Origin of the sequence: Rhizobium sullae (genome assembly GCF_025200715.1) — a bacterium.
Classification (GTDB): domain Bacteria; phylum Pseudomonadota; class Alphaproteobacteria; order Rhizobiales; family Rhizobiaceae; genus Rhizobium; species Rhizobium sullae.
On record NZ_CP104144.1, the window covers coordinates 1194020 to 1215218 of the forward strand.

Below are 21199 nucleotides of genomic sequence, written 5' to 3' on the forward strand. Positions count from 1 at the left end.
GAGGATGGGGTCGACAACTACTTGAGGGTTGAACGTGCAGGAATTCGCAGCCGCCTTCGCAGTCTTCATCGCGCTGCATTCGATCCCGGCGATCCCGGCTCTGCGCTCGCGCATCATCAGCATCGTCGGAAGACCAGCCTACTTCGTCATCTATTCCGTCATCTCAACGGCGGTTCTCGTCTGGGTCTTTCGCGCCGCGCTGATGCTGGACTACATCCCGCTTTGGGATTTTCGGCCCTGGCAGGCAATCGCGACGTTTGTCCTGGCCCCGGTGGGTATTTTTCTGGTGATTGCCGGGCTCTTGAGCGACAATCCGCTGTCGATCTCGCTGGCACGAGGATCGACGCCAGGAGCGATCGTCAGCATCACGCGGCATCCGGTCTTATGGGGCTTTTTTCTTTGGGCGGCCGGGCACGTGATCGTCAACGGAGACCTGCGCTCCCTGCTGCTTTTCGGCGGATTTGCGCTCTTTGCCATCGGAGGCATCCCCATGGCGGAAAAACGCGCCCAGCGCCGTCTTGGCGCCGGCTGGGCGACTGTTGCAGCCGGCACATCAAATGTGCCGCTGCTTGGCGCTCTGACAGGGCAAATGAAGCCGCGCTTCGACATGCGTCTCGGCGTGGGCGCCTTGGCCACCACTGCTTTGGTGGTGTGGTTGCTAGTGGCTGGCCACAGCTATCTGTTTGGGACCGACCCGCTTTCCCTGCTCGGTTGAGCCGGGCCAGGGCCGGCAGGCCGTTCTCCCTGCCAGGTCTGCGCAAGTGGCCGGATCGGCAATGCCAGCAGGTCGATTGCTCGTGAAGCAATGTGGTCCACGACATCAGCGACCGTTTCCGGCTTCTGATAGAAGGCCGGGACCGGCGGCATGATGATGCCGCCGCACTCGGTGACGGTAACCATGTTACGCAGATGGCCAAGGTGAAGCGGTGTCTCGCGAGCCAACAGGACCAGTCTCCGCCGCTCCTTGAGCTGCACGTCGGCTGCGCGCACGATCAGGTTGTCGGAGAAACCTGCGGCGATCCCCGCCAGTGTCCGCATCGAGCATGGCGCGACGACCATGCCATGAACGGGAAACGAGCCGCTGGCGATGGCTGCTCCGATGTCGGCGGCATCATGGGCTTTGCGCACCTTGAGCAGAAGCTTGCCATAGGCATCCGCGCTGATCTCATGGGCAAGCGTGCGCCGTCCCGCTTCCGAAACCACGAGATGAACGTCGATGCCGTGTGCAATAAGCTTGTCCGCAATTGCGACACCGAAGATCGCGCCCGAAGCGCCGGTGATCGACAACACCACGCGAGGTGCCATCAGAGGGTCATAAATCACGTTTCACCCTTTCCCAAATGGCACCGGCGCGGGCCGAAACCTCGGGCGGCATCGACAAGACACGCCCCCAGTCGCGCTCCGTCTCCGAGCCGATCTTGTTGGTCGCATCGCAGCCCATCTTGGCGCCCAAGCCAGGTCTCGGCGAAGCAAAGTCAAGATAGTCGATCGGCGTGTTTTCGATGACGGTGAGGTCGCGGCTGGCGTCGAACCGCGTCGACAGGGCCCAGATGACGTCGGCCCAATTGCGGACGTTGATGTCGGGATCGACCACGATGATTAGCTTCGTGTAGTTGAACTGCGGCAGCATCGACCAGAGACCCATCATAATCCTCTTGGCCTGGCCCGGGTAACGCTTGTCGATCGAAACCACGATCGCGCGATAGGAGCAGGCCTCCGGCGGCAGCCACAAATCGCATATTTCCGGAAACTGCCGCTTGACTATCGGCACGAAGAGATCCGTCATCGCCTCTCCCAATCGCGACGGTTCATCGGGCGGGCGGCCGGTGAATGTAGAGAGATAGAAGGGATTTTTTCGACTTGTCATGGCCGAGACGGTCATGACCGGGAATGGCTCGACGCTGTTGTAATAGCCTGTATGGTCGCCGTAGGGTCCCTCGGGCGCGCACTCCGTGGCTGACACCGTACCTTCCAGGATAATCTCCGCATTGGTCGGAATTGGCATCGGAACCGTCAATGCGGAGCTCACCTCTGTCCTCGCCGATCGCAGGAGGCCGGCAAAGTTGATCTCGCTGAAGCCTTCCGGAAGGGGCATGACCGCCGAGAGAATGCTGATGGGGTCTGCGCCTATCGCGATTGTGACGGGCATGTCCAATCCTTTGCGCAGCCAGGCCCGATGATGTTTTGCTCCGCCGCGATGATCCAGCCAACGCATAATGAGTGAGCGTTGGTCACGCACCTGCATCCGGTATATCCCGACATTGATATCGGACGGATCGTCCGGAGAGCGCGTGATCACCATCGGCCAGGTGACGAGTGGCGCCGGCTCGCCCGGCCAGCACCATTGGATCGGAAGCAGCGAAAGGTCCACGTCCTCTCCTGTGCGCATCACCGCCTGCGCCGGCGACCTTGCCCGGCGCTTGGGTCGCATTGACATCGCCGCCCGCACAAGCGGCAACTTGTCCCAAGCCTCCCGGATGGTCTTCGGCGGGGTTGGCCGATGCAGCTCGCCCAGCATGGCCGCAAGGTTTGCCAGGCCTCCGGTCGGCAAGCCGAAGCCGAGTTCAATCCTTTCCCGGGTACCAAAGAGATTGACGAGAACAGGAATGTGCTTGGTCCTGCCGGACGCATCGACCGGCGTCTCGAAAAGAAGGGCCGGACCGTCTTCTTCCATGGACCTTCGGTGGATCTCTGCCATCTCGTGGACGAGTGAGACCGGCTCGCTGATACGGTGAAGCAGGTTGCGCCGTTCCAGGTCGAGCGCAAAGCTTTGGAGGTCTGGAAATGTGGCAACGGGAGCGGCGTGATTATTCATCCGCATGCCCATCGGTAAAAAAATCCGGCCTGTCTTTGAGATGGCGCAAATACCGGCCGATCAGCCGGCGCTAAACCGGTTCCCGCTACCAATGAGGCGCGCATGTTATTCCGACCACGGCTGATGGCTTCCTTGCACGCGGTTCCGTTACCGCTTGCTCAAGGCGTCTCGGCTTTCCTGTTTAGACAGATCCTCGAACGGCATTCAGGACTCTTTGACCGGCTGGGAGCTTTCAAGGAAAAGCGATTTGCGTTTGTTCCGACGGATTTGCCCTTTTCCTTTCTGGTCGATCCGTCCTGCAAGACGACAAAGGCGGTCCGAAAGAGCCACCCGATTACGGCAGACGCGACGGTCGAAGGTCCCCTAGCGCTCTTGCTGGCGCTGGCGGAGGGGCGCGTTGATGGCGACGCCCTGTTCTTTTCGCGCCGCCTGGCGGTAACCGGCGATATGGAAAGCGTCATTGCTCTTCGAAACGCTCTCGACGACTGCGATATCGACATTGCCGAAATCATCGCCAACGCCGCCGGCCCTCTGCACCCGATGCTGAGGTCATTGATGGTTTCGATCCGCAAACAGGCCCTAACGTCGGAGGGGCTCTCATGGAACTGATTTGTCCCGCAGGGACTCCGGCAGCCTTCAAGGAGGCCGTCGACGAAGGCGCCGACGCCGTTTATTGCGGCTTTCGCGACGAAACCAATGCCCGCAATTTCCCCGGGTTGAATTTCACGCGGGAGGAGCTTGCCGCGTCAATCGAATATGCCCGGGCCAAAGGTGTCCGAACCTTCGTGGCGCTTAACACGTTCATGACGGCGGGCTGCGAGAGGCTCTGGTATTCAGCCGCCGATGACGCTGTGGCGATCGGGGCGGATGCGCTCATCCTGGCTGACTTCGGCCTGATGGCCTATGTCGCGGAACGCCATCCCCAACAGCGCCTGCATGTTTCCGTGCAGGCTTCTGCGTCAAACCCTGATGCGATCGCCTTTCTCGTAGATATGTTCAGCGCAGCACGCGTCGTTCTACCGCGCACGTTGACAATTCCCGATATCGCCCGGCTTGCCCGCAAGATCAAATGCGAACTGGAGGTCTTCGTCTTTGGCGGCCTGTGCGTCATGGCAGAAGGACGTTGTTCCCTGTCCTCTTATGCCACGGGAAGGTCGCCGAACATGCAAGGCGTCTGCTCCCCTGCCAGCCATGTGCGCTACCGCCAGGGGCCGGACGGCCTCGTCTCCGAGCTTGGCAATTTCACCATCAATCGCTTCGGGCCTAATGAGGCTGCGGGATATCCCACCTTATGCAAGGGCCGTTTCGACATCGCCGACAGCCAAGGCTACGCGTTCGAGGATCCGACGTCGCTCGACGTCATGGATGAGATCGATTCGCTGAGGGCAGCAGGCGTTTGCGCGCTTAAAATCGAAGGGCGCCAGCGCGGCAAAGCCTATGTCGGCGAAGTCGTATCGACGCTTCGCGCCGCTGTCGATGCGGCCCCGGCCGAACGGTCTCGCCTGCTTGCCCGCCTGCGGACATTAAGCGAGGGGCAGAAAACAACGCATGGCGCCTATGAGAAACGGTGGAGATAACGACGTGATCGATCATTCGACGACGCTTGTCCTCGGTCCCGTCTATTATCTCTGGGACGCCGATCGCTGGCGCGATTTCTATTTCCGCATCGCCGACGAAGCGCCGGTCGACACGGTCATCATCGGCGAAACGGTTTGCTCGAAACGGCTGCACATCACCGAACCGGCTTTTGCGGATGTCGTCGATCGGCTGGAAGCGGCGGGCAAGTCCGTCAGGCTTTCAACGCTTGCTCTCATTACGCTTGATCGCGAAAGCCAATATCAGCGCGATCTTATCCGTGACGGTGGCCACGTCATCGAAGCCAACGACCTGTCGGCCCTCAATTTGCTCAAGGGCCGCAACCACGCCGTCGGGCCTCTGGTGAACGTCTATAACGGCCCGGCGGCGCGATTCCTTGCAAAAAGCGGAGCATCGACAATATGCCTGCCGCCGGAGTTGCCGGCGGTGTCCGTCAAGGCGATCACGACGGATTGCCCGGAACTCGCCTTCGAGCTTTTCGCATTCGGCCGCCTGCCGCTTGCCGTGTCGGCGCGCTGCGCGCATGCAAGGGCGAAAGGCAGGATCAAAGACAATTGTCAGTTCGTCTGTGGCGAGGAACCTGACGGTCTGACCGTAAAGACGATGTCGAACCAGCCGTTTCTTGCGCTGAATGGCGTTCAAACCGTTTCCTATACGTGCCAGGCGCTGCTGCAGACGGACGCGGATATCAAAGCACTCGGCGTGTCGGCGCTCCGGCTGTCGCCGCAGGTCTGCGATATGGTCGAGGTCGCCGGGATCTTTCTCGATCTGACGAAAGACAAGATCGATCCTGACGAGGCGGCGCTTCGCCTGCGAACGGCCTATCCGGCCGTACCGTTGTCGAATGGCTTTCACCATGGTCACGCCGGCGCCGAATGGGTCGCCCGCAGCCGCAACGCCACGATGGGAGGCCCCCAATGAGTGATTCCAATTCCGTTCTGGCCGCAGCCAACGTCCAAGCTGTCATGCACCAGGTCCGTGCGATTATTCGCACCAGCGCTCTGGATTGCAAGTGCCGTGATGTGGTCGATGACGCGCTTGAGGATCTCGAGCGCCGGGAGACGGCAGTCGCCACCGAGGAACTGCTGAAAGCTGCCGTCGGGCAAAGGGACAAGATCATAAAGCTCACAGAGTTGTTGCGCGACCTCGGTGATGTGTCGACCGGCTCCGATGGTGGGGTCATCGATGAGGCCGCGCTGCTGTTTGAAGATCTGGCCATGCAGGCGCAGATGGGATCGCAATTCCTGCACGCGATCGCACGCAGCAGCGATATCCCGGGCCGCAAACCCGAGCAACCGGGATGATCCGGGACGTCTGCACTGGAGCAAAGACCGACCCGCTTCGGCTTGTAGCGTTGAGGGCGCGCAATGAAATAGGGACTTCATTAATGGCCTGCGACCTTACGGCACATCGCCGTGACACTGTGATCGCGATGGCGGCGTCCGGTATGGCGCTGTCAGGCGAGGCGATGTGCTTCATCGATGCTTTTGAAGACTGCAGTGTTCCCTCGGCATCGGCCTTTCGCCGACATGATCGGTCTCTGCTGCTGCACCTTTGCCGCCGCCTCAACACTTGTGTTGTCCACATTTTGACGCAGATCAAGATGATCCGCCCGAAATCGCCCTAACTATGGTGGGCAGAGGAAGAACCCGGAGAACCAGGATGCAAAAAGAGAAATTTGAAAAGATTCTGCGGGGTCGATTGCAAGATCTGAACCGACGCCTGCACCTCGTTGATAGCGATCTGGGGCGGCGAAAGGATGCCGACGATGAGGACCGTGCCGTCGAGCTCGAAAACAACGACGTGCTCGAGGGCTTTGGACGTGCGGGCCAGGAAGAGGTGCGCGCCATCCACGCCGCCCTGCAGCGTCTGGAAAGCGGAACCTTCGGCATCTGCGTAGAATGTGGCGCGCCGATTTCGGAAGCGCGTCTTGAAGCTGTTCCGTTCGCCGTCAAATGCCAATCGTGCCTCAGCGAGTAAGCCGCACGACGATATTCAAGGAAGGCACGTGCCGGCGGTCGTCAGTGGATGTTACGCACTGCAACAAGGGGAGTAGCAGGTCATGGAGTATGGCATCGTAGCAGCCAGGTTGGACGCGGACGAGAAGTCGGGATGCATCATATTGCAAGTTGGTCTACAATGCCGGACCGTCCTGGTGACGCGCCGCGCCATACTGAACGTCGCCTCCCCGCCGCGCTCGAGCGAGGCGCATTTCCTGGAGCACGTCAGGACGTTTTGCGAGATTGCCGTCAATCGTATGCAGACGCCGATTGTCAATCAGGACATCGTTATTACGGCAGACGACGTGCGGGGCTGGCGCCGGCATTGGCCGTCATCTCCAGCGAAGCTTTCCCCTCGCTCGAATGAAACCCGCAACAGCGGGTGTCACATTGGCAAGCAGCCACATCATCTGCGGCTGGTCTCAGCCAAGTCCCCGGAGGAAAAAAGCTATACCGTGGAAGGAAGCTGAGCGGTTGGACGGCCGACGGGGAAGGTCAGTGCCGGTGGCCGGGATCTGATTTCCACTTGGAGACATCGCCGGCAGAGATATGGATACGGCCGTCAGACGCAATGTCCTTGACGCAGTGCTTCGCGCGCACGATGTCGCAGAAGAGCTCGATATTTTCCTGCAGCCGCGTCTCGTCAGCACGCGGCGGAGAGGCGACGTCGAGGAGCGCCTGTTTGTCGACAACGGCAATCTGATTGCATCCGGCTTCCTCAAGGATGATCATGGCATTTTCGCCGGAAGATCGCAGGAAGGCTGTAACGAACTTCAAAGACATCGCGATACCTCATCGCTCGATGAACAAGCGCCCAGGGGGCGTCTCATGACGCATAGAATATGCCGCACGGACAAATATCGCCGCAACGCGAAGCGATGTCTTTGAGGAAGATCAAAATCGCTAGATGTTTCGATGTTTGTTGGCGGGTTATTCCGATTCCATCATCAATGCCGTGCTGAGGTATCCGAGTGCGATCGTATCGCCAAACGCGAAAATGAAGACGCCCTGGGCCACGTAACTTTCCAACGGGCCGAGCGAAGCTGCTGAATCCGAAAATCCTGTTGTCCAAAGAATTGAACCCGCTACGCTCCCGATGAGGAAGCCGATGGCCATTCTGACGATGATAAACCGGACGAGCTGGGGCATGGCGCAAAAAATCCTTAACGCCTCATAGGGAAACAGCGAAACGCCTGAAAAAGTTCCAGAAGCAGAGCAAGCTCTTGACCTTCGTCAAAGCGGTCCCTCCCCTTTCCGATCAAATAGTCCCGATCAGATTGACGGGGAAAGCATGACCCAATTTTCGATTGCTGCCAGTGCCTTTGCTCTTATTGCAATGCCGGGTCCGACCAATACGCTTCTTGCGCTCGCTGCCCACCGACGAGGAGTATGGCAACTTGCAATTCTCGCAACAACTGTCGTTGCTGCTTACCTGTTGGTGGTGGTTTTGCTTACCGTCCTTACCGGAGGGTTGCTGCATTCCCATCCACAGGTCGCCGCCGCCCTCAAGCTGGTCTCTGCTGCCTGGGTTTTATATCTTGCCTTCCGGTTGTGGTCCGCGGCCGGTCCACTATCGGCCGCGGACCTCTCGGTGCGTCATGTCCTGATAACGACGTTGCTCAATCCGAAGGCAATCATCATCGGGTTGGCCATGGTCCCTGTGGCCGGCGTTTCGACGCAAATCCCACATCTCCTGACCATCGCCTTTGCTGTCGCTGCAGCCTCGATGCTTTGGCTCGCAATCGGCAAGCTTGTGATTGGGGAGCAAGAAAGGTTGCCGACGGCCATGCGCCGGGGCAGTTGCGCTATGCTCATGCTGTTTTCAGCCAGTTTGACCGCCAGCCTTTTTACCTGACGATGTTTGGTTGGCGCCGAGCTATTCGAGCGCGTTGTTGAGATATCTCAAACAGTCTGCCTCCTGAACGGCATATATTTACGCAAAGGCCTTGAGGCCAGTGAGGCAATCTCGCCGCGAACGGCGCAATTGCCTGAAGTAAGGAGTATTGTAATGGGTTCGTTCAGTGCATGGCATTGGCTGATTGTAATGGCAATCGTTCTGCTGCTCTTCGGCCGCGGTAAGATCCCGACGTTGATGGGTGACGTCGCAAAGGGCATCAAGGCCTTCAAGAAGGGGATCGCAGACGAGGACAAAGTCTCTCCCGCGCCCGAGGAAATAGCCCACGGCCAGATAGAGCAATGATCGGCAATCGCTGACGAACTGCCGCTTTCATGCAAGGTTCCGGCGGCTGGTCCTTTTCATCGTGCCAGCCCGGGCGAAGGTCATTTCTTCGGAAATGACGGTGTTGGACTTGTCGAGGATTGCACGCCAAATGCGGTTACCGATCCTGAGGCTCAGCCGCCGCAGGCCGGCATCCTCGCCTTCTCCAATTTCCACGGTACTTGCAACCAATCCCATCTGCAGCTTTCGCTTGAACTCAGCTCCGGAGAGGCCGAACCGCGAGGAAAGCTCTGCGGGGTTCAGAACAAAATCGCCATTGTCGTCACGCGTTATCTGCATACTGGATCCTCTTTCCGGCCTCGTCATGATCGTGTCTCTAGGCGACGCACGACAGACAGACAGTGAATAAGTTCGCCTGCGAATATCTGCGCCAGCTCACGTGCCGCTTGATCCTTGCAGCTCTCGGCAAGGTCGAGATAACAGTCAAGCAGAAGCTCGCTCAGTCCACGAAGGTTCGGCGCTTCACCGTTTCGCGGCACGGCAACCGTCATCGAAACTGCAAACGGCCAGGACCGGACAGCGGCAGCACGTGCCCGTGCCTGCCGCGCAAGCGCAATGACGTCAGCCAAATCGGCAGCCTCCAGTGTCGAGAACTGCCCATCGAGGGCGCCGGTCAACCGTTCCTCCAAGAACGCAATACTTCTGACGACGGTTGCATCCGAGCGCCTTAGAGCATGGAAAGCGCGGCGCCGTTCCTGGCGAAGCGTTGCGACATGTCCGAGCTCTTCCCGCGCCATGCGCTCGGCGGCTGATCGCATCTCCGGCGTCGGCGCGCCGGCGGCGACATAGGTCCAGAACACAAAGGCGCGTTCCTCATTGCGTACCGCGATCGAGAAAGCGCGATAAGCGTTAAGCATTTGCGGCGCGACAATACCCGCACCCTCGTCGTCAAAGACGCTATCCTCATCATTCAAAGCCACCGTCTCGCAGGGAACACCCGTTTGGGCGGACCATTGCTCGACCATGCCGAGATGGTCCTGTTCCTCGGCGACAAGCCGATCGAAAACGGCAGCAAGCTCGGCCCTCCCTTCCCTGACCATGCGTTCGGACAATGCCTGATAGCCGGCGACCGCCTCCTGCTCCATCGACCGCGCCGTCGTCAGCAGATCCTGCATCGATTGGATGGTTTTCGGCTCATCGCTCAGTCTCTGCATAGGCATTTCCTCCTGTTGCCCCGGAAAAGCGTCTTGCGGCGGCTGTCGTCCCGAACTGCATTAGCAGGAGCGAAAACCCAAGAGTTTGACCTTCATCAAAGAATGACGTTGTCAGGCGACTAGGTTGCAGCCAACTCATCAGCAAGAATCTGCAGGCAGCACCGGCACTATGTCTTCTCCAATTTCCAGATGGTTCCACCAGCACATCGTCCGATGGCTGACGGCTCTGTGCTTGTCTCTTCTTTCCGCCGGACCGGCTTTTTGCGGTGAGCAGCTTTCCGCCTATTTGCCGAAAGTGCAGCCATCGGAGCTTTTTGCGGGAGCCGATCATTTTGGCGCCATTCAGGGCGTGCCGCCGATCGCCGCGGTATTCCGCGGCAACGACATCGTGGGTTACGCCTACCTCAATTCCGACTTCACGGCGTCCACAGGTTACTCCGGCAAACCGATCCATATCATCGTCGGCATCGATCCGGCCGGTGTCGTCAAGGGTATCAAGCTCGTCGATCACAAGGAGCCGATTGTCCTGATCGGCATACCGCAGGCGAAAGTCGTCGCCGCGTTGAATTCGATTATTGGCAAGGACCTCGGACGCGTGGCGGCAGGAAAAGAAAGGCCGCCTCAGGTCGATATCGTCAGCGGCGCCACCGTTACCGTCCTGGTGATGGGCGACAGTGTCGTGCGATCGGCGGTCAAGCTCATTCGCAGTCACCGGCTCGATGGCGGCACGGCACAAAATGTTGCCCCCGCGGTCGTCGAGAAGCGGATGCTCAATGAGGCAAAGACCGAGAGCCGCGACTGGAAGACTTTGATCGGCGACGGATCAGTCCGCAGTCTGCGGCTCACGGTAGGCGAAGTCTCGCAGGCGTTTCTAACAGCCAAACAACCGGAAGCGGCTGCACATCCTGAAGATCCCACACCGGAAAACCGTTTCATCGATCTCTTCATCGCGCCGGCAAGTGTTCCGGCCATCGGCCGGAGCCTGCTAGGCGACACCGGCTACCAGCGCCTGCGTGACCGGCTGAAACCCGGCCAGTCCGCGCTGATCGTCGCCGGTGACGGCACCTATTCCTTCAAGGGTTCGGGCTATGTCCGCGGCGGCATCTTCGATCGGATTGAGCTGCTCCAGGATGGCCAGGGGCTGCGGTTTCACGATCATGACCACACACGAATAGCATCGCTTGCCGCCGAGGGTGCCCCACGCCTGCGCGAGATCGCATTGTTCGTCATACCGGACGACTTCCCCTTCGACGTGACGGCGCCGTTTGAGCTCCAACTACTCGTCCAGCGCAGCGCCAGCGGCCGTGACAAAGCCGTCCTGCCCTACAATCTGGGTTACACGCTGCCGGACGATTACGTCTCTATCGAGCGAGCAGCACCGCCCCAGCCATCCGTTCAGGCCGCAGCGCCCGCAGATGGGCCGGTGGCGGGGGACGGAGACGACGGCGCTGACCAAGCTCTCTGGATCAGCATCTGGCAGATGAACCGCGGTGCGATCGCTGTCACGATCGGCGCACTCCTGGTCCTGACTGCCATTTTCTTCTTCCAGGACTGGCTGGTGCGGCGCCCGAAGCTCTTTGCCTGGGTGCGCAACGGCTATCTGCTGTTCACGCTGGTCTGGCTTGGCTGGTATGCCAATGCCCAGCTGTCCGTCGTGAATGTCCTGACCTTTGCCAATTCCCTTGTCACCGGGTTCAACTGGGAGTTCTTTCTCGCCGCGCCACTCGTCTTCATTCTCTGGGCCTCGGTGGCCGCCGGGCTCCTGTTTTGGGGACGCGGCCCCTTTTGCGGCTGGCTATGCCCTTTCGGAGCATTGCAGGAGCTCACGAACAATATCGCAAAGAAGCTGAAGGTTCCTCAGGTCAAGCTGCCCTGGGGCCTGCATGAGCGCCTCTGGCCGGTCAAATACATCATCTTCCTCGGTCTTTTGGGTTTGTCGTTCTATTCGATGGCACTTGCCGAGACCGCCTCGGAGGTCGAGCCATTCAAGACCGTCATCATTCTAAAATTTGCGCGGCAATGGCCGTTCCTGCTTTTTGCAACGGTGCTGCTGGGCGCAGGACTGTTCATCGAACGCTTCTATTGCCGGTACCTCTGCCCGCTCGGCGCGGCACTCGCCATTCCGGGCCGCATCCGGATGTTCGAGTGGCTGAAGCGGTGGCCGGAATGCGGCTCGCCGTGCCAGCGCTGCGCCAAGGAATGTCCGGTGCAGGCGATCCATCCCGAAGGCACAATCAACGTCAACGAGTGCATCTACTGCATGCATTGCCAGGAGTTGTACCAGGACGATCAGCGCTGCCCGCACATGATCCAGGTGCGGCTCAAGCGCGAGAAATTCATGGCTCTTTCCACTCCCGCGTCCCGCGGCGAGACACCTGAAAAGCGGCCCAAGGTGGAAGTCACCTACAAGGGCACTCCTATCAAGAGCCCTGATGCTGTGCCGGACCAACCGGCATAACCCGAACAACCAAGGAGAGACGAAGTGGCAATTGATGATAGACAACCGCGCCTCAATCGGCGCCAGCTTTTGGGAACGACGGCCTTTGCCGCAGCGGCAGGTGCCGCAAGCGTGGGTGGCGCGCTGACGATATCCGGCGCCATGGCGACGCCGGCGCGTGCCGCCAGCGGTCTCGCGTACGAGGTCAAGCCCGGAGAACTGGACGAATATTACGTCTTCGTGTCGGGCGGCCAATCGGGGGAAATCCGCGTCGTCGGCTTGCCCTCGATGCGCGAGCTCATGCGCATTCCGGTCTTCAATCGCTGCAGCGCCACCGGGTGGGGTCTCACCAACGAAAGCCGGAAGGTCCTGACGGAGGGGCTGCTGCCCGAAACCGTCGAATTCCTCGGCGAGCGCGGTGGAATTTATCTGAATGGCGACCTGCACCACCCACATCCGTCCTTCACCGACGGCACCTATGATGGGCGTTACCTTTATGCCAACGACAAGGCCAATACCCGCGTCTGCCGCATCCGTCTCGACGTGATGAAGTGCGACAAGATTATTCAACTGCCGAACCAGCACACGGTTCACGGTCTGCGCGTGCAGAAATATCCGAAGACCGGCTACGTATTCTGCAATGGCGAAGACCGCGCTCCGATCCCGAACGACGGTAAGGTGCTCGACGACCACAAGCAATATCACGCGATCTTCACCGCTGTTGACGGCGAGACAATGAAGGTTGCCTGGCAAATTTCGGTCGATGGCAACCTCGACAACGTCGATGCCGACTATCAGGGCAAGTATGCCTTCGCCACCTGCTACAACTCCGAAGAAGGCGTCAATCTTCCTGAGATGATGGCCAGCGAGCAGGATTGGGTCGTGGTTTTCGACCTCAAGCGCATCGAAGAGGCCGTTGCGAAGGGTGAATTCAAGGAAATGGGCGGCGTGCCCGTCCTCAACGGCCGCCACGGCTCACCCTACACCCGCTACATCCCGGTCTCCAACAGTCCGCATGGCATGAACACCGCTCCGGACGGTATCCATCTGGTCGCCAACGGCAAGCTGTCGCCAACTGTTACCGTCTTCGATGTCCGCAAGTTCGACGACCTTTTTGCTGACAAGATCAAGCCGCGCGACACCGTGGTTGCCGAGCCGCAGCTCGGCCTCGGCCCGCTTCACACGGCCTACGACGGCAAGGGCAACGCCTACACGACGCTCTTCATCGACAGCCAGGTCTGCAAGTGGAACATCGAAGATGCCAAGCGTGCCTACAAGGGCGAAAAGGTTGATCCGATCCGCCAGAAGCTCGACGTCCAGTACCAGCCGGGTCACAACCACACCTCGATGGGCCAGACCAAGGAAGCCGACGGCAAATGGCTGATCTCGCTGAACAAGTTCTCCAAGGACCGGTATCTCAACGTCGGACCGTTGAAGCCGGAAAATGATCAGCTCATCGACATCTCCGGCGATCAGATGGTTCTGGTCCACGATAATCCGACGTTCGCCGAGCCGCATGACGCGACGATCGTCCACAATTCCAAGATCAACCCGGTCAGTACCTGGAACCGCGACGACCCGTTCTTCGCTGACGCCGTGAAGCAGGCAAAGGCCGACAATATCGACCTCGTGTCGGACTCCCAGGTGATCCGCGACGGAAACAAGGTGCGCGTCTACATGACGTCGGCGGCACCGGCCTTCGGTCTGGAGAGCTTCAGCGTCAAGGAAGGGGATGAGGTCACGGTCTATGTGACCAATATCGACGACGTCGAAGATCTCACGCATGGCTTTGCCATCGTCAACTACGGGATCAACATGGAGGTTGGCCCTCAGGCGACGGCCTCGGTGACCTTCAAGGCCGACCGGCCAGGCGTATGGTGGTACTACTGCTCCTGGTTCTGCCATGCCATGCATATGGAAATGAAAGGCCGCATGTTCGTCGAGCCGAAGCAGGCGTGATGCGGCATCTCCTGACCATCGGGATCATTGGAATGGCGGCCGTTGGGGCCGCCACTCCGGCTGCTGCGGCCGAACATACCGTCGGGCGCGCGCAGGCTTCCGCTCTTCAGTCAATTCTGGACGCCTCGGCCTCAGGCGACATCATCAGGCTGACGCCGGGCGAGTATGAAGGGCCGTTGCGCGTTAGCACACCCGTGAGACTTGAAGGGCAACCGGGCGCCGTAGTTCTGGGCTCGGCCACGGGAAGCGTGGTCACGGTCACTGCCCCGGGCGCGGTGGTGCGCGGGCTGGAAATCCGCGGCTCGGGCCGCGATCTCGCCGCAATGGATTCAGGCGTGTTCGTTGCTGCCTCGGCAAAGGGCGCGCTCATCGAAAACAACCGGATCATCGGCAATCTGACGGGCGTTTACCTCCATGGCGCGGCACACTCGATCGCGCGTGGCAATCAGATCATCGGCATGAACGCCGGCCGCATGAGCGAGGCGGGCAATGGCGTGACATTGTGGAACGCGCCTGGCGCTGAGGTCGTCGACAACGACATCAGCTTCGGGCGCGACGGCATCGCGACCAACTCCAGCAAGCGCAACGTCTTCAAGGGCAACCGGTTTCGCGATCTGCGCTTCGCCATCCACTACATGTATACCAATGACAGCGTGATCAGCGACAATGTCTCGACCGGCAACCTTGTCGGTTATGCGATCATGTTTTCCAGCCGGCTGAAAATCTCCAACAATCTGTCGGATGGCGATCGCGATCATGGCCTTCTCCTGAACTTCGCCAATGGCTCGACGGTCAGCGGCAATACGGTCCGCGGCCGTCTGCAGCCCGCCGATCGCTGGGTGATGGGCGGCGCACGGGACGACGACAAGGACTTGCCCAAGATCGACGAGCAGGCCGACGGCCGCTTCGCTGAAGCCGAAGAGCGGCTCGGACCGGAAAAATGCGTCTTCATCTATAACGCCAATAAGAACACCTTCACCGACAATGTCTTCGAGGGCTGCTCCATCGGCATTCATTTCACCGCCGGATCCGAGGGTAACTCGATTACCGGCAACGCTTTCATCGCCAATCGAAACCAGGTCAAATATGTCGGCACGCGCTATCTCGATTGGTCGAAGAACGGGCAAGGCAATTATTGGAGCGACAACCCGGCTTTCGATCTCAATGGCGACGGCCTGGCCGACAGTCCCTATCGCCCCAACGATATCATCGACCAGGTCTTATGGACCTCTCCACAAGCGAAGGTTCTTACAAGCAGCCCGGCGGTCCAGGTGATCCGATGGGCGCAATCCCAGTTTCCCGCGCTGTTGCCCGGCGGAGTTGTCGATAGCCGGCCTTTGATGGCTCCGCCCGGAAGGAAGGACAAGACACCATGACACCCTCGGTATGCTTGACGGAAACAAGCAAAAGCTACGGCAAGTTCGCTGCAGTCAGGGATATTTCGTTGTCACTGGGTGAAGGCGAGACAATCGCGCTCGTCGGCCATAACGGTGCCGGCAAGACCACGATCATCAAGCTGATTCTCGGCCTGATCAGGCCGACATCGGGCACGGTGAGCGTTCTGGGCGAAGATCCGGTGACGGGAAACACCGGCGTGCGGCGCCGTCTCGGCTATCTACCGGAAAGCGTGTCCTTCCATCTTGCGCTCACCGGCCGCGAGATTTTGGCTTTTTACGCAAGCCTGAAGCGGATACGGCTGGCGAAAACGCATGACCTTTTCGCGCGTGTCGGTCTTTCCGAAATCGCCGCCGATCGGCCGGTCCGCACCTATTCGAAAGGCATGCGGCAAAGACTGGGCCTGGCGCAGGCCTTGCTCGGCGAGCCGCGGATCCTGCTGCTTGATGAACCGACCAGCGGACTGGATCCCGCACTCAGACGGAATTTCTATGACGTTGTCTCCGAGCTGCGCGCAAAAGGCACGACGGTCCTTTTGTCATCCCACGCGCTCACCGAGCTGGAGGACCGGGCGGACCGCGTGATCATCGTCAACGGCGGCGTCAAGATTGCCGACGGGACGCTTGAGGACCTGCGGCAGATCGCGCGGCTTCCCACCCGTATTCGCTTCAGGCCAAGCCAGGAGACCGCGAATGGCCACCGGGCGGCGGGTCGTTTCCCATGGACGCAATCGGCCGACGGCTTCCTTGAAGCCGATATCGACCACGAGGAGAAGATTGCTGCCCTTTCCTGCGTCACGGCCGATCCGCAATCCGTGGGAAGCCTGACGATCATGGAGCCGACGCTTGATGACCTCTATGCGCATTTCCTCAACGGACAAGGCACGAGACAATGACGAATATACTGATCATCGCCGGCAAGGAAATTCAGGAGGGAATGCGAAATCGCTGGGTCTTGGCCATGACGGTCCTTCTTGCAGCCCTGGCGCTCACTCTGTCTTTCCTAGGTAGCGCTCCGACCGGACATGTGGGCGTCAACCAGCTCGACATTGTCATCGTCAGCCTCTCGAGCCTGACGATCTTCCTCGTGCCGCTGATTGCGCTCTTGCTCTCGCATGATGCGATCGTCGGTGAGATGGAGCGCGGAACGATGCTGTTGCTGCTGAGCTACCCGCTCGCCCGGCGCCAGGTGATTTTCGGCAAGTTTCTGGGACATATTGCGATACTCTCCTTTGCGACGCTTTGCGGCTATGGCGCCGCAGCAGCAGCCCTCGCCTTGACCGGATCTGCCGTCGCTGCCAGCAGCTGGTGGGCTTTCGCGTCAATGGTCGGCTCGTCGATATTGCTTGGCGCAGTCTTCATCGCCATCGGGTATTTGATGAGTGTCTCGGTTAGCGAGCGCAGTACGGCGGGCGGTATCGCCATCGGCATATGGCTGTTCTTCGTCATGCTCTACGACATGGCGTTGCTTGGCACGCTCGTGGCGATGCAGGGCCACGGCATTCCAGCCGGGCTGCTCGACGTGCTGCTGCTGATCAATCCGACGGATGCTTACCGTCTCCTCAATCTGAGTTCCGGTGGGGCTGGAACGCTCTCCGGCATGAGTGGCGTTGCCGCAAACGCGACACTGACACCCGCGCTGCTGCTTTCAGCGCTTGGTCTCTGGACGCTCGTGCCACTTACGCTCGCCACGCTGCGTTTTTCCAGGAGAGAACTATGAAACGGACAAACCTTGCTGCGATGATAACGGCGGTGTTGCTGCTTGCCGCCTGCGAGAAAACCGAAACCGCAGCGCCGCCAGCCGCGCTGCTGACGTCGGAAGCCGTCGACCACTACTGCGGCATGGCCGTCCTGGAGCATCCGGGTCCAAAAGGGCAGATCATACTCGAAAGCCGTGACGAGCCCGTATGGTTTACATCATCGCGGGACGCGGTCGCGTTCACCAAGCTTCCCGAAGAACCAAAGGACATTGCGGCCATCTACGTCTCCGACATGAGCCGCGCTTCAAGCTGGGAGCATCCCGGAAACGATAATTGGATCGACGCACGACGCGCCCACTACGTGGTCGGCAGCGGCTTGCGTGGTGGCATGGGCGCACCCGAAACCGTGCCGTTTTCGAGCCGTGAGGCCGCAGCGGCGTTCGCGGCGAAAAACGGCGGCAAGGTCGTCGTCTTCGAGGAAATCCCCGAGAGCTATGTTCTCGGAGCAGACACAAGCGCCCCTACCGGCGGCGACACGGGCAACGAAGAAGAGAGCGCGATCAGTGGCTAGTTTGTTTACCCGCCGGCGAGCCATCGCGATCTTTGCCGCAGCTGCCGGCTTGCCGCTCCTTCGGTCGGGCGAACCTGCCCGTGCAGCAGCTGATGCCGTCGTTTGGAGGGGGCAGGCGCTTGGGGCGCCGGCAACGCTGATCCTCCATGACGACAATCGTAGCCGGGCTACGATGCTAATTGCCCGAGTGGTGGCAGAGGTGGAGCGGCTCGAGGCGATCTTCAGTCTATACCGCAGCGATTCTGCACTCTGCGAGCTCAACCGCGTCGGTGGGCTGGCAGCGCCGCCGGTAGAAATGATCGCATTGCTTGATGCGTGCCGAAGCTATTGGGAGACGACCAAGGGGATATTCGATCCGACAATCCAACCCCTTTTTGCACTTTATGCTCACCATTTCTCGGCACCCGGTGCCGATGCGTCCGGTCCGCCGGCTGCCCAGTTGAAGGCGGCATTGGCCCGCATCGGCTTCGATGCCGTCAGGTTCAATCGCGACCGGATCGCCTTCATCCGCCCCGGCATGGCGATGTCGTTGAACGGCGTTGCACAGGGCTTCATAACCGATCGGGTCGTCGATCTTATGCGCAATGCCGGCGTCACCAGCAGTCTCGTCAACATGGGCGAGGACCGCGCGGTCGGCGCTCAGGCGGGCGGCAGCCCGTGGCGCATCGGGCTTGCATCGCAGGAAGACAGCTTGAAGCCAGATGCTGTGCTGGAGATCGTCGACCAAGCCGTCGCCACGTCGAGCGCGGGCGGTTTTCATTTCGACGCATCCGGCCGCTTCGGCCATATTCTTGACCCATGCACCGGAGCCGCCCCGCAGATCTACCGCCGCTTGAGCGTCCTCGCCAAGTTGGCAGCCACGGCAGATGCGCTGTCGACTGCCATGAGTTTGGTGCAGCCGCAACAGATCCCGGACATGCTGGCTCCTTACCGCGGCGAGGTGAGCGTCGACTTGATGACGATGTCAGGCAAACGCCTTCGTTTTTGGTAAGGGTATCTGATCCACAGCCAGGAGCACGGTGCAGGCGCCCTGACCTTTTCCTCGCTATTCGTTTGGACGGCCGGGCCTTTGATCCATCTCAAAGTGCAAGAGGGACCTTCCGTGTAAGCTGCCTCGCATGACACTAACAAGGGGTGGGAGGTTCGCCATGCGCGTCAACACCATTATGACATCGACGGTCATCACGATCCAATCGACGGCGACGGTCGCTGAGGCAGCAAATATCATGCTAAGCAACCGTATCAGCGGCCTGCCGGTCGTCGATACACAAGGCACGCTTGTCGGCCTCATCAGCGAGAGCGATCTTCTGCGGCGCAGCGAACTTAACACCGAGCGCCAGCGTTCATGGTGGCTGGCGCTGCTGGCAAGCCCCGGAAAAGTTGCCGAGGAGTATGTGCGGGCACATGGACGGAAGGTCAAGGAGGTCATGTCCGCGCCAGTGACGACGGCATCGCCCTACACGACGCTTGGGGAGGCGGCCGATCTGATGGAGAAATCGAAAGTGAAGCGCCTGCCAGTTGTTGCGAACGGCCGGCTTGTCGGCATTGTCACCCGCTCGGATTTTCTGAAGCCGCTACGCCAACCTCAGGCAGAACCGGGTCAGCCGCTGCCCGACGCAGCCATCGCAGCGGCGATTGCCGAAGAGCTGGCTGCCCAATCCTGGGCCAAAAATGGCCTTATCCGCGCCTACGTCAAGAACGGCGTCGTGACGCTCAATGGATCGGTGCTGGATGAGCGCGAGCGCGGTGCGGCGATCGTCGCAGCCGAGAATGTCCCGGGCGTCAAGATGGTTCGCGATCAGCTTGCCTGGATCGATCCGAGCTATGGTATCGTCGTGCAGGCACCGTAAGACTTCCGGCCCGGGGGCTCTCCTGTTCTCGGCTGGAACATGTTTTTGCTGGAGTACTCTCATGGCACTGACACTTCGGACTATGACACAAGGAGAGTGTGTTTCCCTGCTTGAACAGTCGCGTTACGGCCACCTTGCCTGCTGCAGCGATGGCCAACCCTACATTATGCCGATCTACTTCTCCTACGATAAAGGTGTCCTCTACAGCTTTTCCATGCCGGGGCAAAAAATCGATTGGATGCGTGCAAACAGTAGGGTTTGCCTGCAGACGGATCACCTCAGCGACGTCGGCTGGCAAAGCGTCGTCGTGACGGGAGAGTACGAGGAGTTCCCGGATACCGATCTGCTGCACAGCGAGCGTATGCATGCCTGGTCGCTACTGCAAAGGCATTCGGATTGGTGGGAAATGGGATCGCTCAAGCCAGAGCCGCAGGCGGCGCAATCCCATTCTCCGCACATCTTCTATGGTATCCTGATAAGGGAAATGGCAGGACGAGCGGCGCTTTCGGGCGATTGAACAGCCGAAACCTTTGGGCAGGCGGCTTTAACGGGAGTCGAGGTTTTATATCTGCGCTGCAGATGGTTGGGCACCAAAATGGGCCTTCCGCCCAGACGACTGTTTGACGAAAGGATATTCCGTGCGGCTGCTGCTTGCTGCCTTTGGTTGGGGTTTCGTTACAATCGGCGTTGTCGGCATCTTCGTGCCGCTGTTGCCGACGACACCGTTCCTGATCGTTGCCGCCGCGATATTTTCTCGCTCCTCCCCGCGCTTTGAAGGCTGGCTGCTTGCCCATCCCCGCTTCGGTGAGCCGCTGCAAACCTGGCGCCATCAAGGAGCGATCCGGCGGCGCCATAAATTTGTCGCCTGCGTCTCGATGGCGTGCAGCTTTGCAATTCTGCTGGTGTTTTTCACACTTCCGGCAGTCGCGATAATTGTTGCTGGAGTTCTGATGGCAACTGCCGCAGTCTATGTCGCGTCCAGACCTGAACCGGGACACTGAGAAACCGCTAACAATTTTTCGCTCAGCCCCTGCTTGGAATGCTCCTGCATGCATGTGGCGCAAGGCGCCTATCCGGGGTTTCCGGTAGAAGAGCACGCGCATCGTGTTGGTTGAAGCGCAATGGAACCGGAGGATTGGAGGTGCGTTTCGAGATATGACCTGAGGAACGAATGCGCCAACAACCGCTCCCGAAGGAGCCGCGAGGATGAGTATCGAAGGGCATACGACAGCGCCTGGTGCGAACTTCCATGAGAACCATTACTGCGGCTATGAGGATGCATCTGGCATCCGCTGCACGGAATGGGGTTGTTATGGCTTCGAGGAGAGCACTGGCGCCATGCGCTGGTATTGCCGCAAACACCAGCCGTTGATCTATCGCGGACTGCCTCCACACGGCAGCGTGCAAGGCTTGAGCGGAACATAGCCTCCGCTCGTTTACTGCTCTCGGCACGACCGGACGTGCGTGGCTTGATTAGCCAGCAG

26 protein-coding genes are annotated in these 21199 nt (G+C 59.8%); 20 read left to right on the forward strand and 6 right to left on the reverse strand.

The genetic code is table 11. The annotated features are described in order from the left end of the window. Window positions 1–34 precede the first annotated feature (34 nt). On the forward strand, window positions 35–715 hold the full coding sequence (locus tag N2599_RS26430) for an NnrU family protein (protein WP_027509720.1): 681 nt from the start codon (window positions 35–37) through the stop codon (window positions 713–715). Here N2599_RS26430 and N2599_RS26435 read toward each other — a convergent pair. Both N2599_RS26435 and N2599_RS26440 read right to left on the reverse strand, forming a co-directional pair. Continuing rightward, on the reverse strand, window positions 676–1308 hold the full coding sequence (locus N2599_RS26435; RefSeq protein WP_311319510.1) for a UbiX family flavin prenyltransferase: 633 nt from the start codon (window positions 1306–1308) through the stop codon (window positions 676–678). The two genes, N2599_RS26430 and N2599_RS26435, sit on opposite strands and share 40 nt — an antisense overlap. A 4-nt stretch (window positions 1309–1312) precedes the next feature. Then, window positions 1313–2815 carry a UbiD family decarboxylase gene (locus tag N2599_RS26440; RefSeq protein WP_037141770.1) on the reverse strand — a complete coding sequence of 501 codons (1503 nt, stop codon included), beginning with the start codon at window positions 2813–2815 and terminating at the stop codon, window positions 1313–1315. Window positions 2816–2917: 102 nt separating this feature from the next. On the opposite strand from N2599_RS26440, the gene ubiT reads away from it, so the two are divergent. The 6 genes from ubiT (at window position 2918) to N2599_RS26470 (ending at window position 6881) form a co-directional block, all read left to right on the forward strand. Further along, window positions 2918–3424 (forward strand): ubiquinone anaerobic biosynthesis accessory factor UbiT, encoded by a 507-nt coding sequence (ubiT, locus tag N2599_RS26445; protein ID WP_027509718.1) that lies wholly within the window; start codon window positions 2918–2920, stop codon window positions 3422–3424. Beyond that, entirely contained in the window at window positions 3415–4392 is a 978-nt protein-coding gene (gene ubiU / locus N2599_RS26450) for a ubiquinone anaerobic biosynthesis protein UbiU (protein WP_027509717.1), read from the forward strand. Before ubiT ends, ubiU begins: the two co-directional genes overlap by 10 nt. Before the next feature lie 7 nt (window positions 4393–4399). Then, complete coding sequence (gene ubiV / locus N2599_RS26455) at window positions 4400–5332, forward strand: ubiquinone anaerobic biosynthesis protein UbiV (RefSeq protein WP_375714153.1); 933 nt, start codon at window positions 4400–4402, stop codon at window positions 5330–5332. Beyond that, entirely contained in the window at window positions 5329–5715 is a 387-nt protein-coding gene (locus N2599_RS26460; protein ID WP_051336531.1) for a hypothetical protein, read from the forward strand. The genes ubiV and N2599_RS26460 overlap by 4 nt, the downstream gene beginning before the upstream one ends. A 358-nt stretch (window positions 5716–6073) precedes the next feature. Continuing rightward, entirely contained in the window at window positions 6074–6391 is a 318-nt protein-coding gene (locus N2599_RS26465) for a TraR/DksA family transcriptional regulator (protein ID WP_084606440.1), read from the forward strand. 82 nt (window positions 6392–6473) lie between these two features. After that, window positions 6474–6881: a hypothetical protein gene (locus N2599_RS26470; RefSeq protein ID WP_051336530.1), complete on the forward strand. Its 408-nt coding sequence runs from the start codon at window positions 6474–6476 to the stop codon at window positions 6879–6881. Window positions 6882–6906: 25 nt separating this feature from the next. Here the strand turns inward: N2599_RS26470 and N2599_RS26475 are convergent, their stop codons facing one another. Together N2599_RS26475 and N2599_RS26480 are read right to left on the reverse strand one after the other, a co-directional pair. Continuing rightward, window positions 6907–7194 (reverse strand): hypothetical protein, encoded by a 288-nt coding sequence (locus N2599_RS26475; protein ID WP_027509713.1) that lies wholly within the window; start codon window positions 7192–7194, stop codon window positions 6907–6909. Window positions 7195–7341: 147 nt separating this feature from the next. Then, the gene (locus N2599_RS26480) at window positions 7342–7560 is read right to left on the reverse strand and encodes a hypothetical protein (RefSeq protein WP_027509712.1); all 219 of its coding nucleotides are present in this window, start codon (window positions 7558–7560) and stop codon (window positions 7342–7344) included. 142 nt (window positions 7561–7702) lie between these two features. Between N2599_RS26480 and N2599_RS26485 the strand changes: the two genes are divergently transcribed. Together N2599_RS26485 and N2599_RS26490 are read left to right on the forward strand one after the other, a co-directional pair. Then, entirely contained in the window at window positions 7703–8266 is a 564-nt protein-coding gene (locus tag N2599_RS26485; RefSeq protein WP_027509711.1) for a hypothetical protein, read from the forward strand. 153 nt (window positions 8267–8419) lie between these two features. Next, window positions 8420–8611, forward strand: a complete 192-nt coding sequence (locus tag N2599_RS26490; RefSeq protein ID WP_027509710.1) for a twin-arginine translocase TatA/TatE family subunit — start codon at window positions 8420–8422, stop codon at window positions 8609–8611. Between the two features lie 27 nt (window positions 8612–8638). Here N2599_RS26490 and N2599_RS26495 read toward each other — a convergent pair whose 3' ends face one another. Both N2599_RS26495 and N2599_RS26500 read right to left on the reverse strand, forming a co-directional pair. Further along, on the reverse strand, window positions 8639–8929 hold the full coding sequence (locus N2599_RS26495) for a DUF6522 family protein (RefSeq protein ID WP_027509709.1): 291 nt from the start codon (window positions 8927–8929) through the stop codon (window positions 8639–8641). A gap of 23 nt (window positions 8930–8952) precedes the next feature. Then, the gene (locus tag N2599_RS26500; RefSeq protein ID WP_244914865.1) at window positions 8953–9804 is read right to left on the reverse strand and encodes a ferritin-like domain-containing protein; all 852 of its coding nucleotides are present in this window, start codon (window positions 9802–9804) and stop codon (window positions 8953–8955) included. 169 nt (window positions 9805–9973) lie between these two features. Here N2599_RS26500 and N2599_RS26505 point away from each other — a divergent pair, with 169 nt between their 5' ends. The 11 genes from N2599_RS26505 (at window position 9974) to N2599_RS26555 (ending at window position 21140) form a co-directional block, all read left to right on the forward strand. After that, window positions 9974–12262 (forward strand): NosR/NirI family protein, encoded by a 2289-nt coding sequence (locus tag N2599_RS26505; RefSeq protein WP_037141721.1) that lies wholly within the window; start codon window positions 9974–9976, stop codon window positions 12260–12262. A 24-nt stretch (window positions 12263–12286) separates the two neighbouring features. Continuing rightward, window positions 12287–14200, forward strand: coding sequence for a TAT-dependent nitrous-oxide reductase (nosZ, locus tag N2599_RS26510; RefSeq protein WP_027509706.1), 1914 nt, complete (start codon window positions 12287–12289; stop codon window positions 14198–14200). Window positions 14201–14232: 32 nt separating this feature from the next. Next, window positions 14233–15576 carry a nitrous oxide reductase family maturation protein NosD gene (locus N2599_RS26515; RefSeq protein WP_037141762.1) on the forward strand — a complete coding sequence of 448 codons (1344 nt, stop codon included), beginning with the start codon at window positions 14233–14235 and terminating at the stop codon, window positions 15574–15576. Next, entirely contained in the window at window positions 15573–16490 is a 918-nt protein-coding gene (locus N2599_RS26520; protein ID WP_027509704.1) for an ABC transporter ATP-binding protein, read from the forward strand. The genes N2599_RS26515 and N2599_RS26520 overlap by 4 nt, the downstream gene beginning before the upstream one ends. After that, window positions 16487–17314 (forward strand): ABC transporter permease, encoded by an 828-nt coding sequence (locus tag N2599_RS26525; protein WP_027509703.1) that lies wholly within the window; start codon window positions 16487–16489, stop codon window positions 17312–17314. The genes N2599_RS26520 and N2599_RS26525 overlap by 4 nt, the downstream gene beginning before the upstream one ends. Then, window positions 17311–17865, forward strand: a complete 555-nt coding sequence (locus N2599_RS26530; RefSeq protein WP_027509702.1) for a nitrous oxide reductase accessory protein NosL — start codon at window positions 17311–17313, stop codon at window positions 17863–17865. The genes N2599_RS26525 and N2599_RS26530 overlap by 4 nt, the downstream gene beginning before the upstream one ends. Beyond that, window positions 17858–18856 carry an FAD:protein FMN transferase gene (locus N2599_RS26535; RefSeq protein WP_027509701.1) on the forward strand — a complete coding sequence of 333 codons (999 nt, stop codon included), beginning with the start codon at window positions 17858–17860 and terminating at the stop codon, window positions 18854–18856. The genes N2599_RS26530 and N2599_RS26535 overlap by 8 nt, the downstream gene beginning before the upstream one ends. Window positions 18857–19013: 157 nt before the next feature. Further along, the gene (locus tag N2599_RS26540; RefSeq protein ID WP_027509700.1) at window positions 19014–19715 is read left to right on the forward strand and encodes a CBS domain-containing protein; all 702 of its coding nucleotides are present in this window, start codon (window positions 19014–19016) and stop codon (window positions 19713–19715) included. 61 nt (window positions 19716–19776) lie between these two features. After that, entirely contained in the window at window positions 19777–20232 is a 456-nt protein-coding gene (locus N2599_RS26545; RefSeq protein WP_027509699.1) for a pyridoxamine 5'-phosphate oxidase family protein, read from the forward strand. 121 nt (window positions 20233–20353) lie between these two features. After that, window positions 20354–20716 carry a YbaN family protein gene (locus N2599_RS26550; protein WP_027509698.1) on the forward strand — a complete coding sequence of 121 codons (363 nt, stop codon included), beginning with the start codon at window positions 20354–20356 and terminating at the stop codon, window positions 20714–20716. Window positions 20717–20921: 205 nt separating this feature from the next. Further along, window positions 20922–21140 carry a hypothetical protein gene (locus N2599_RS26555; protein ID WP_084606438.1) on the forward strand — a complete coding sequence of 73 codons (219 nt, stop codon included), beginning with the start codon at window positions 20922–20924 and terminating at the stop codon, window positions 21138–21140. Window positions 21141–21199: the final 59 nt, after the last annotated feature.

What these genes read in the sequence shown, in the direction of transcription:
- N2599_RS26440 (WP_037141770.1), bottom strand. Translation starts at nt 2,815, where the DNA reads ATGAATAATCACGCCGCTCCCGTTGCCACATTTCCAGACCTCCAAAGC.
- N2599_RS26465 (WP_084606440.1), top strand. Translation starts at nt 6,074, where the DNA reads ATGCAAAAAGAGAAATTTGAAAAGATTCTGCGGGGTCGATTGCAAGAT.
- N2599_RS26505 (WP_037141721.1), top strand. Translation starts at nt 9,974, where the DNA reads ATGTCTTCTCCAATTTCCAGATGGTTCCACCAGCACATCGTCCGATGG.
- ubiU (WP_027509717.1), top strand. Translation starts at nt 3,415, where the DNA reads ATGGAACTGATTTGTCCCGCAGGGACTCCGGCAGCCTTCAAGGAGGCC.
- N2599_RS26460 (WP_051336531.1), top strand. Translation starts at nt 5,329, where the DNA reads ATGAGTGATTCCAATTCCGTTCTGGCCGCAGCCAACGTCCAAGCTGTC.
- N2599_RS26545 (WP_027509699.1), top strand. Translation starts at nt 19,777, where the DNA reads ATGGCACTGACACTTCGGACTATGACACAAGGAGAGTGTGTTTCCCTG.
- N2599_RS26490 (WP_027509710.1), top strand. Translation starts at nt 8,420, where the DNA reads ATGGGTTCGTTCAGTGCATGGCATTGGCTGATTGTAATGGCAATCGTT.
- ubiT (WP_027509718.1), top strand. Translation starts at nt 2,918, where the DNA reads ATGTTATTCCGACCACGGCTGATGGCTTCCTTGCACGCGGTTCCGTTA.
- N2599_RS26495 (WP_027509709.1), bottom strand. Translation starts at nt 8,929, where the DNA reads ATGCAGATAACGCGTGACGACAATGGCGATTTTGTTCTGAACCCCGCA.
- N2599_RS26470 (WP_051336530.1), top strand. Translation starts at nt 6,474, where the DNA reads ATGGAGTATGGCATCGTAGCAGCCAGGTTGGACGCGGACGAGAAGTCG.
- N2599_RS26480 (WP_027509712.1), bottom strand. Translation starts at nt 7,560, where the DNA reads ATGCCCCAGCTCGTCCGGTTTATCATCGTCAGAATGGCCATCGGCTTC.
- N2599_RS26540 (WP_027509700.1), top strand. Translation starts at nt 19,014, where the DNA reads ATGCGCGTCAACACCATTATGACATCGACGGTCATCACGATCCAATCG.
- N2599_RS26530 (WP_027509702.1), top strand. Translation starts at nt 17,311, where the DNA reads ATGAAACGGACAAACCTTGCTGCGATGATAACGGCGGTGTTGCTGCTT.
- N2599_RS26555 (WP_084606438.1), top strand. Translation starts at nt 20,922, where the DNA reads ATGAGTATCGAAGGGCATACGACAGCGCCTGGTGCGAACTTCCATGAG.
- N2599_RS26475 (WP_027509713.1), bottom strand. Translation starts at nt 7,194, where the DNA reads ATGTCTTTGAAGTTCGTTACAGCCTTCCTGCGATCTTCCGGCGAAAAT.
- N2599_RS26485 (WP_027509711.1), top strand. Translation starts at nt 7,703, where the DNA reads ATGACCCAATTTTCGATTGCTGCCAGTGCCTTTGCTCTTATTGCAATG.
- N2599_RS26515 (WP_037141762.1), top strand. Translation starts at nt 14,233, where the DNA reads ATGGCGGCCGTTGGGGCCGCCACTCCGGCTGCTGCGGCCGAACATACC.
- N2599_RS26525 (WP_027509703.1), top strand. Translation starts at nt 16,487, where the DNA reads ATGACGAATATACTGATCATCGCCGGCAAGGAAATTCAGGAGGGAATG.
- N2599_RS26520 (WP_027509704.1), top strand. Translation starts at nt 15,573, where the DNA reads ATGACACCCTCGGTATGCTTGACGGAAACAAGCAAAAGCTACGGCAAG.
- N2599_RS26500 (WP_244914865.1), bottom strand. Translation starts at nt 9,804, where the DNA reads ATGCAGAGACTGAGCGATGAGCCGAAAACCATCCAATCGATGCAGGAT.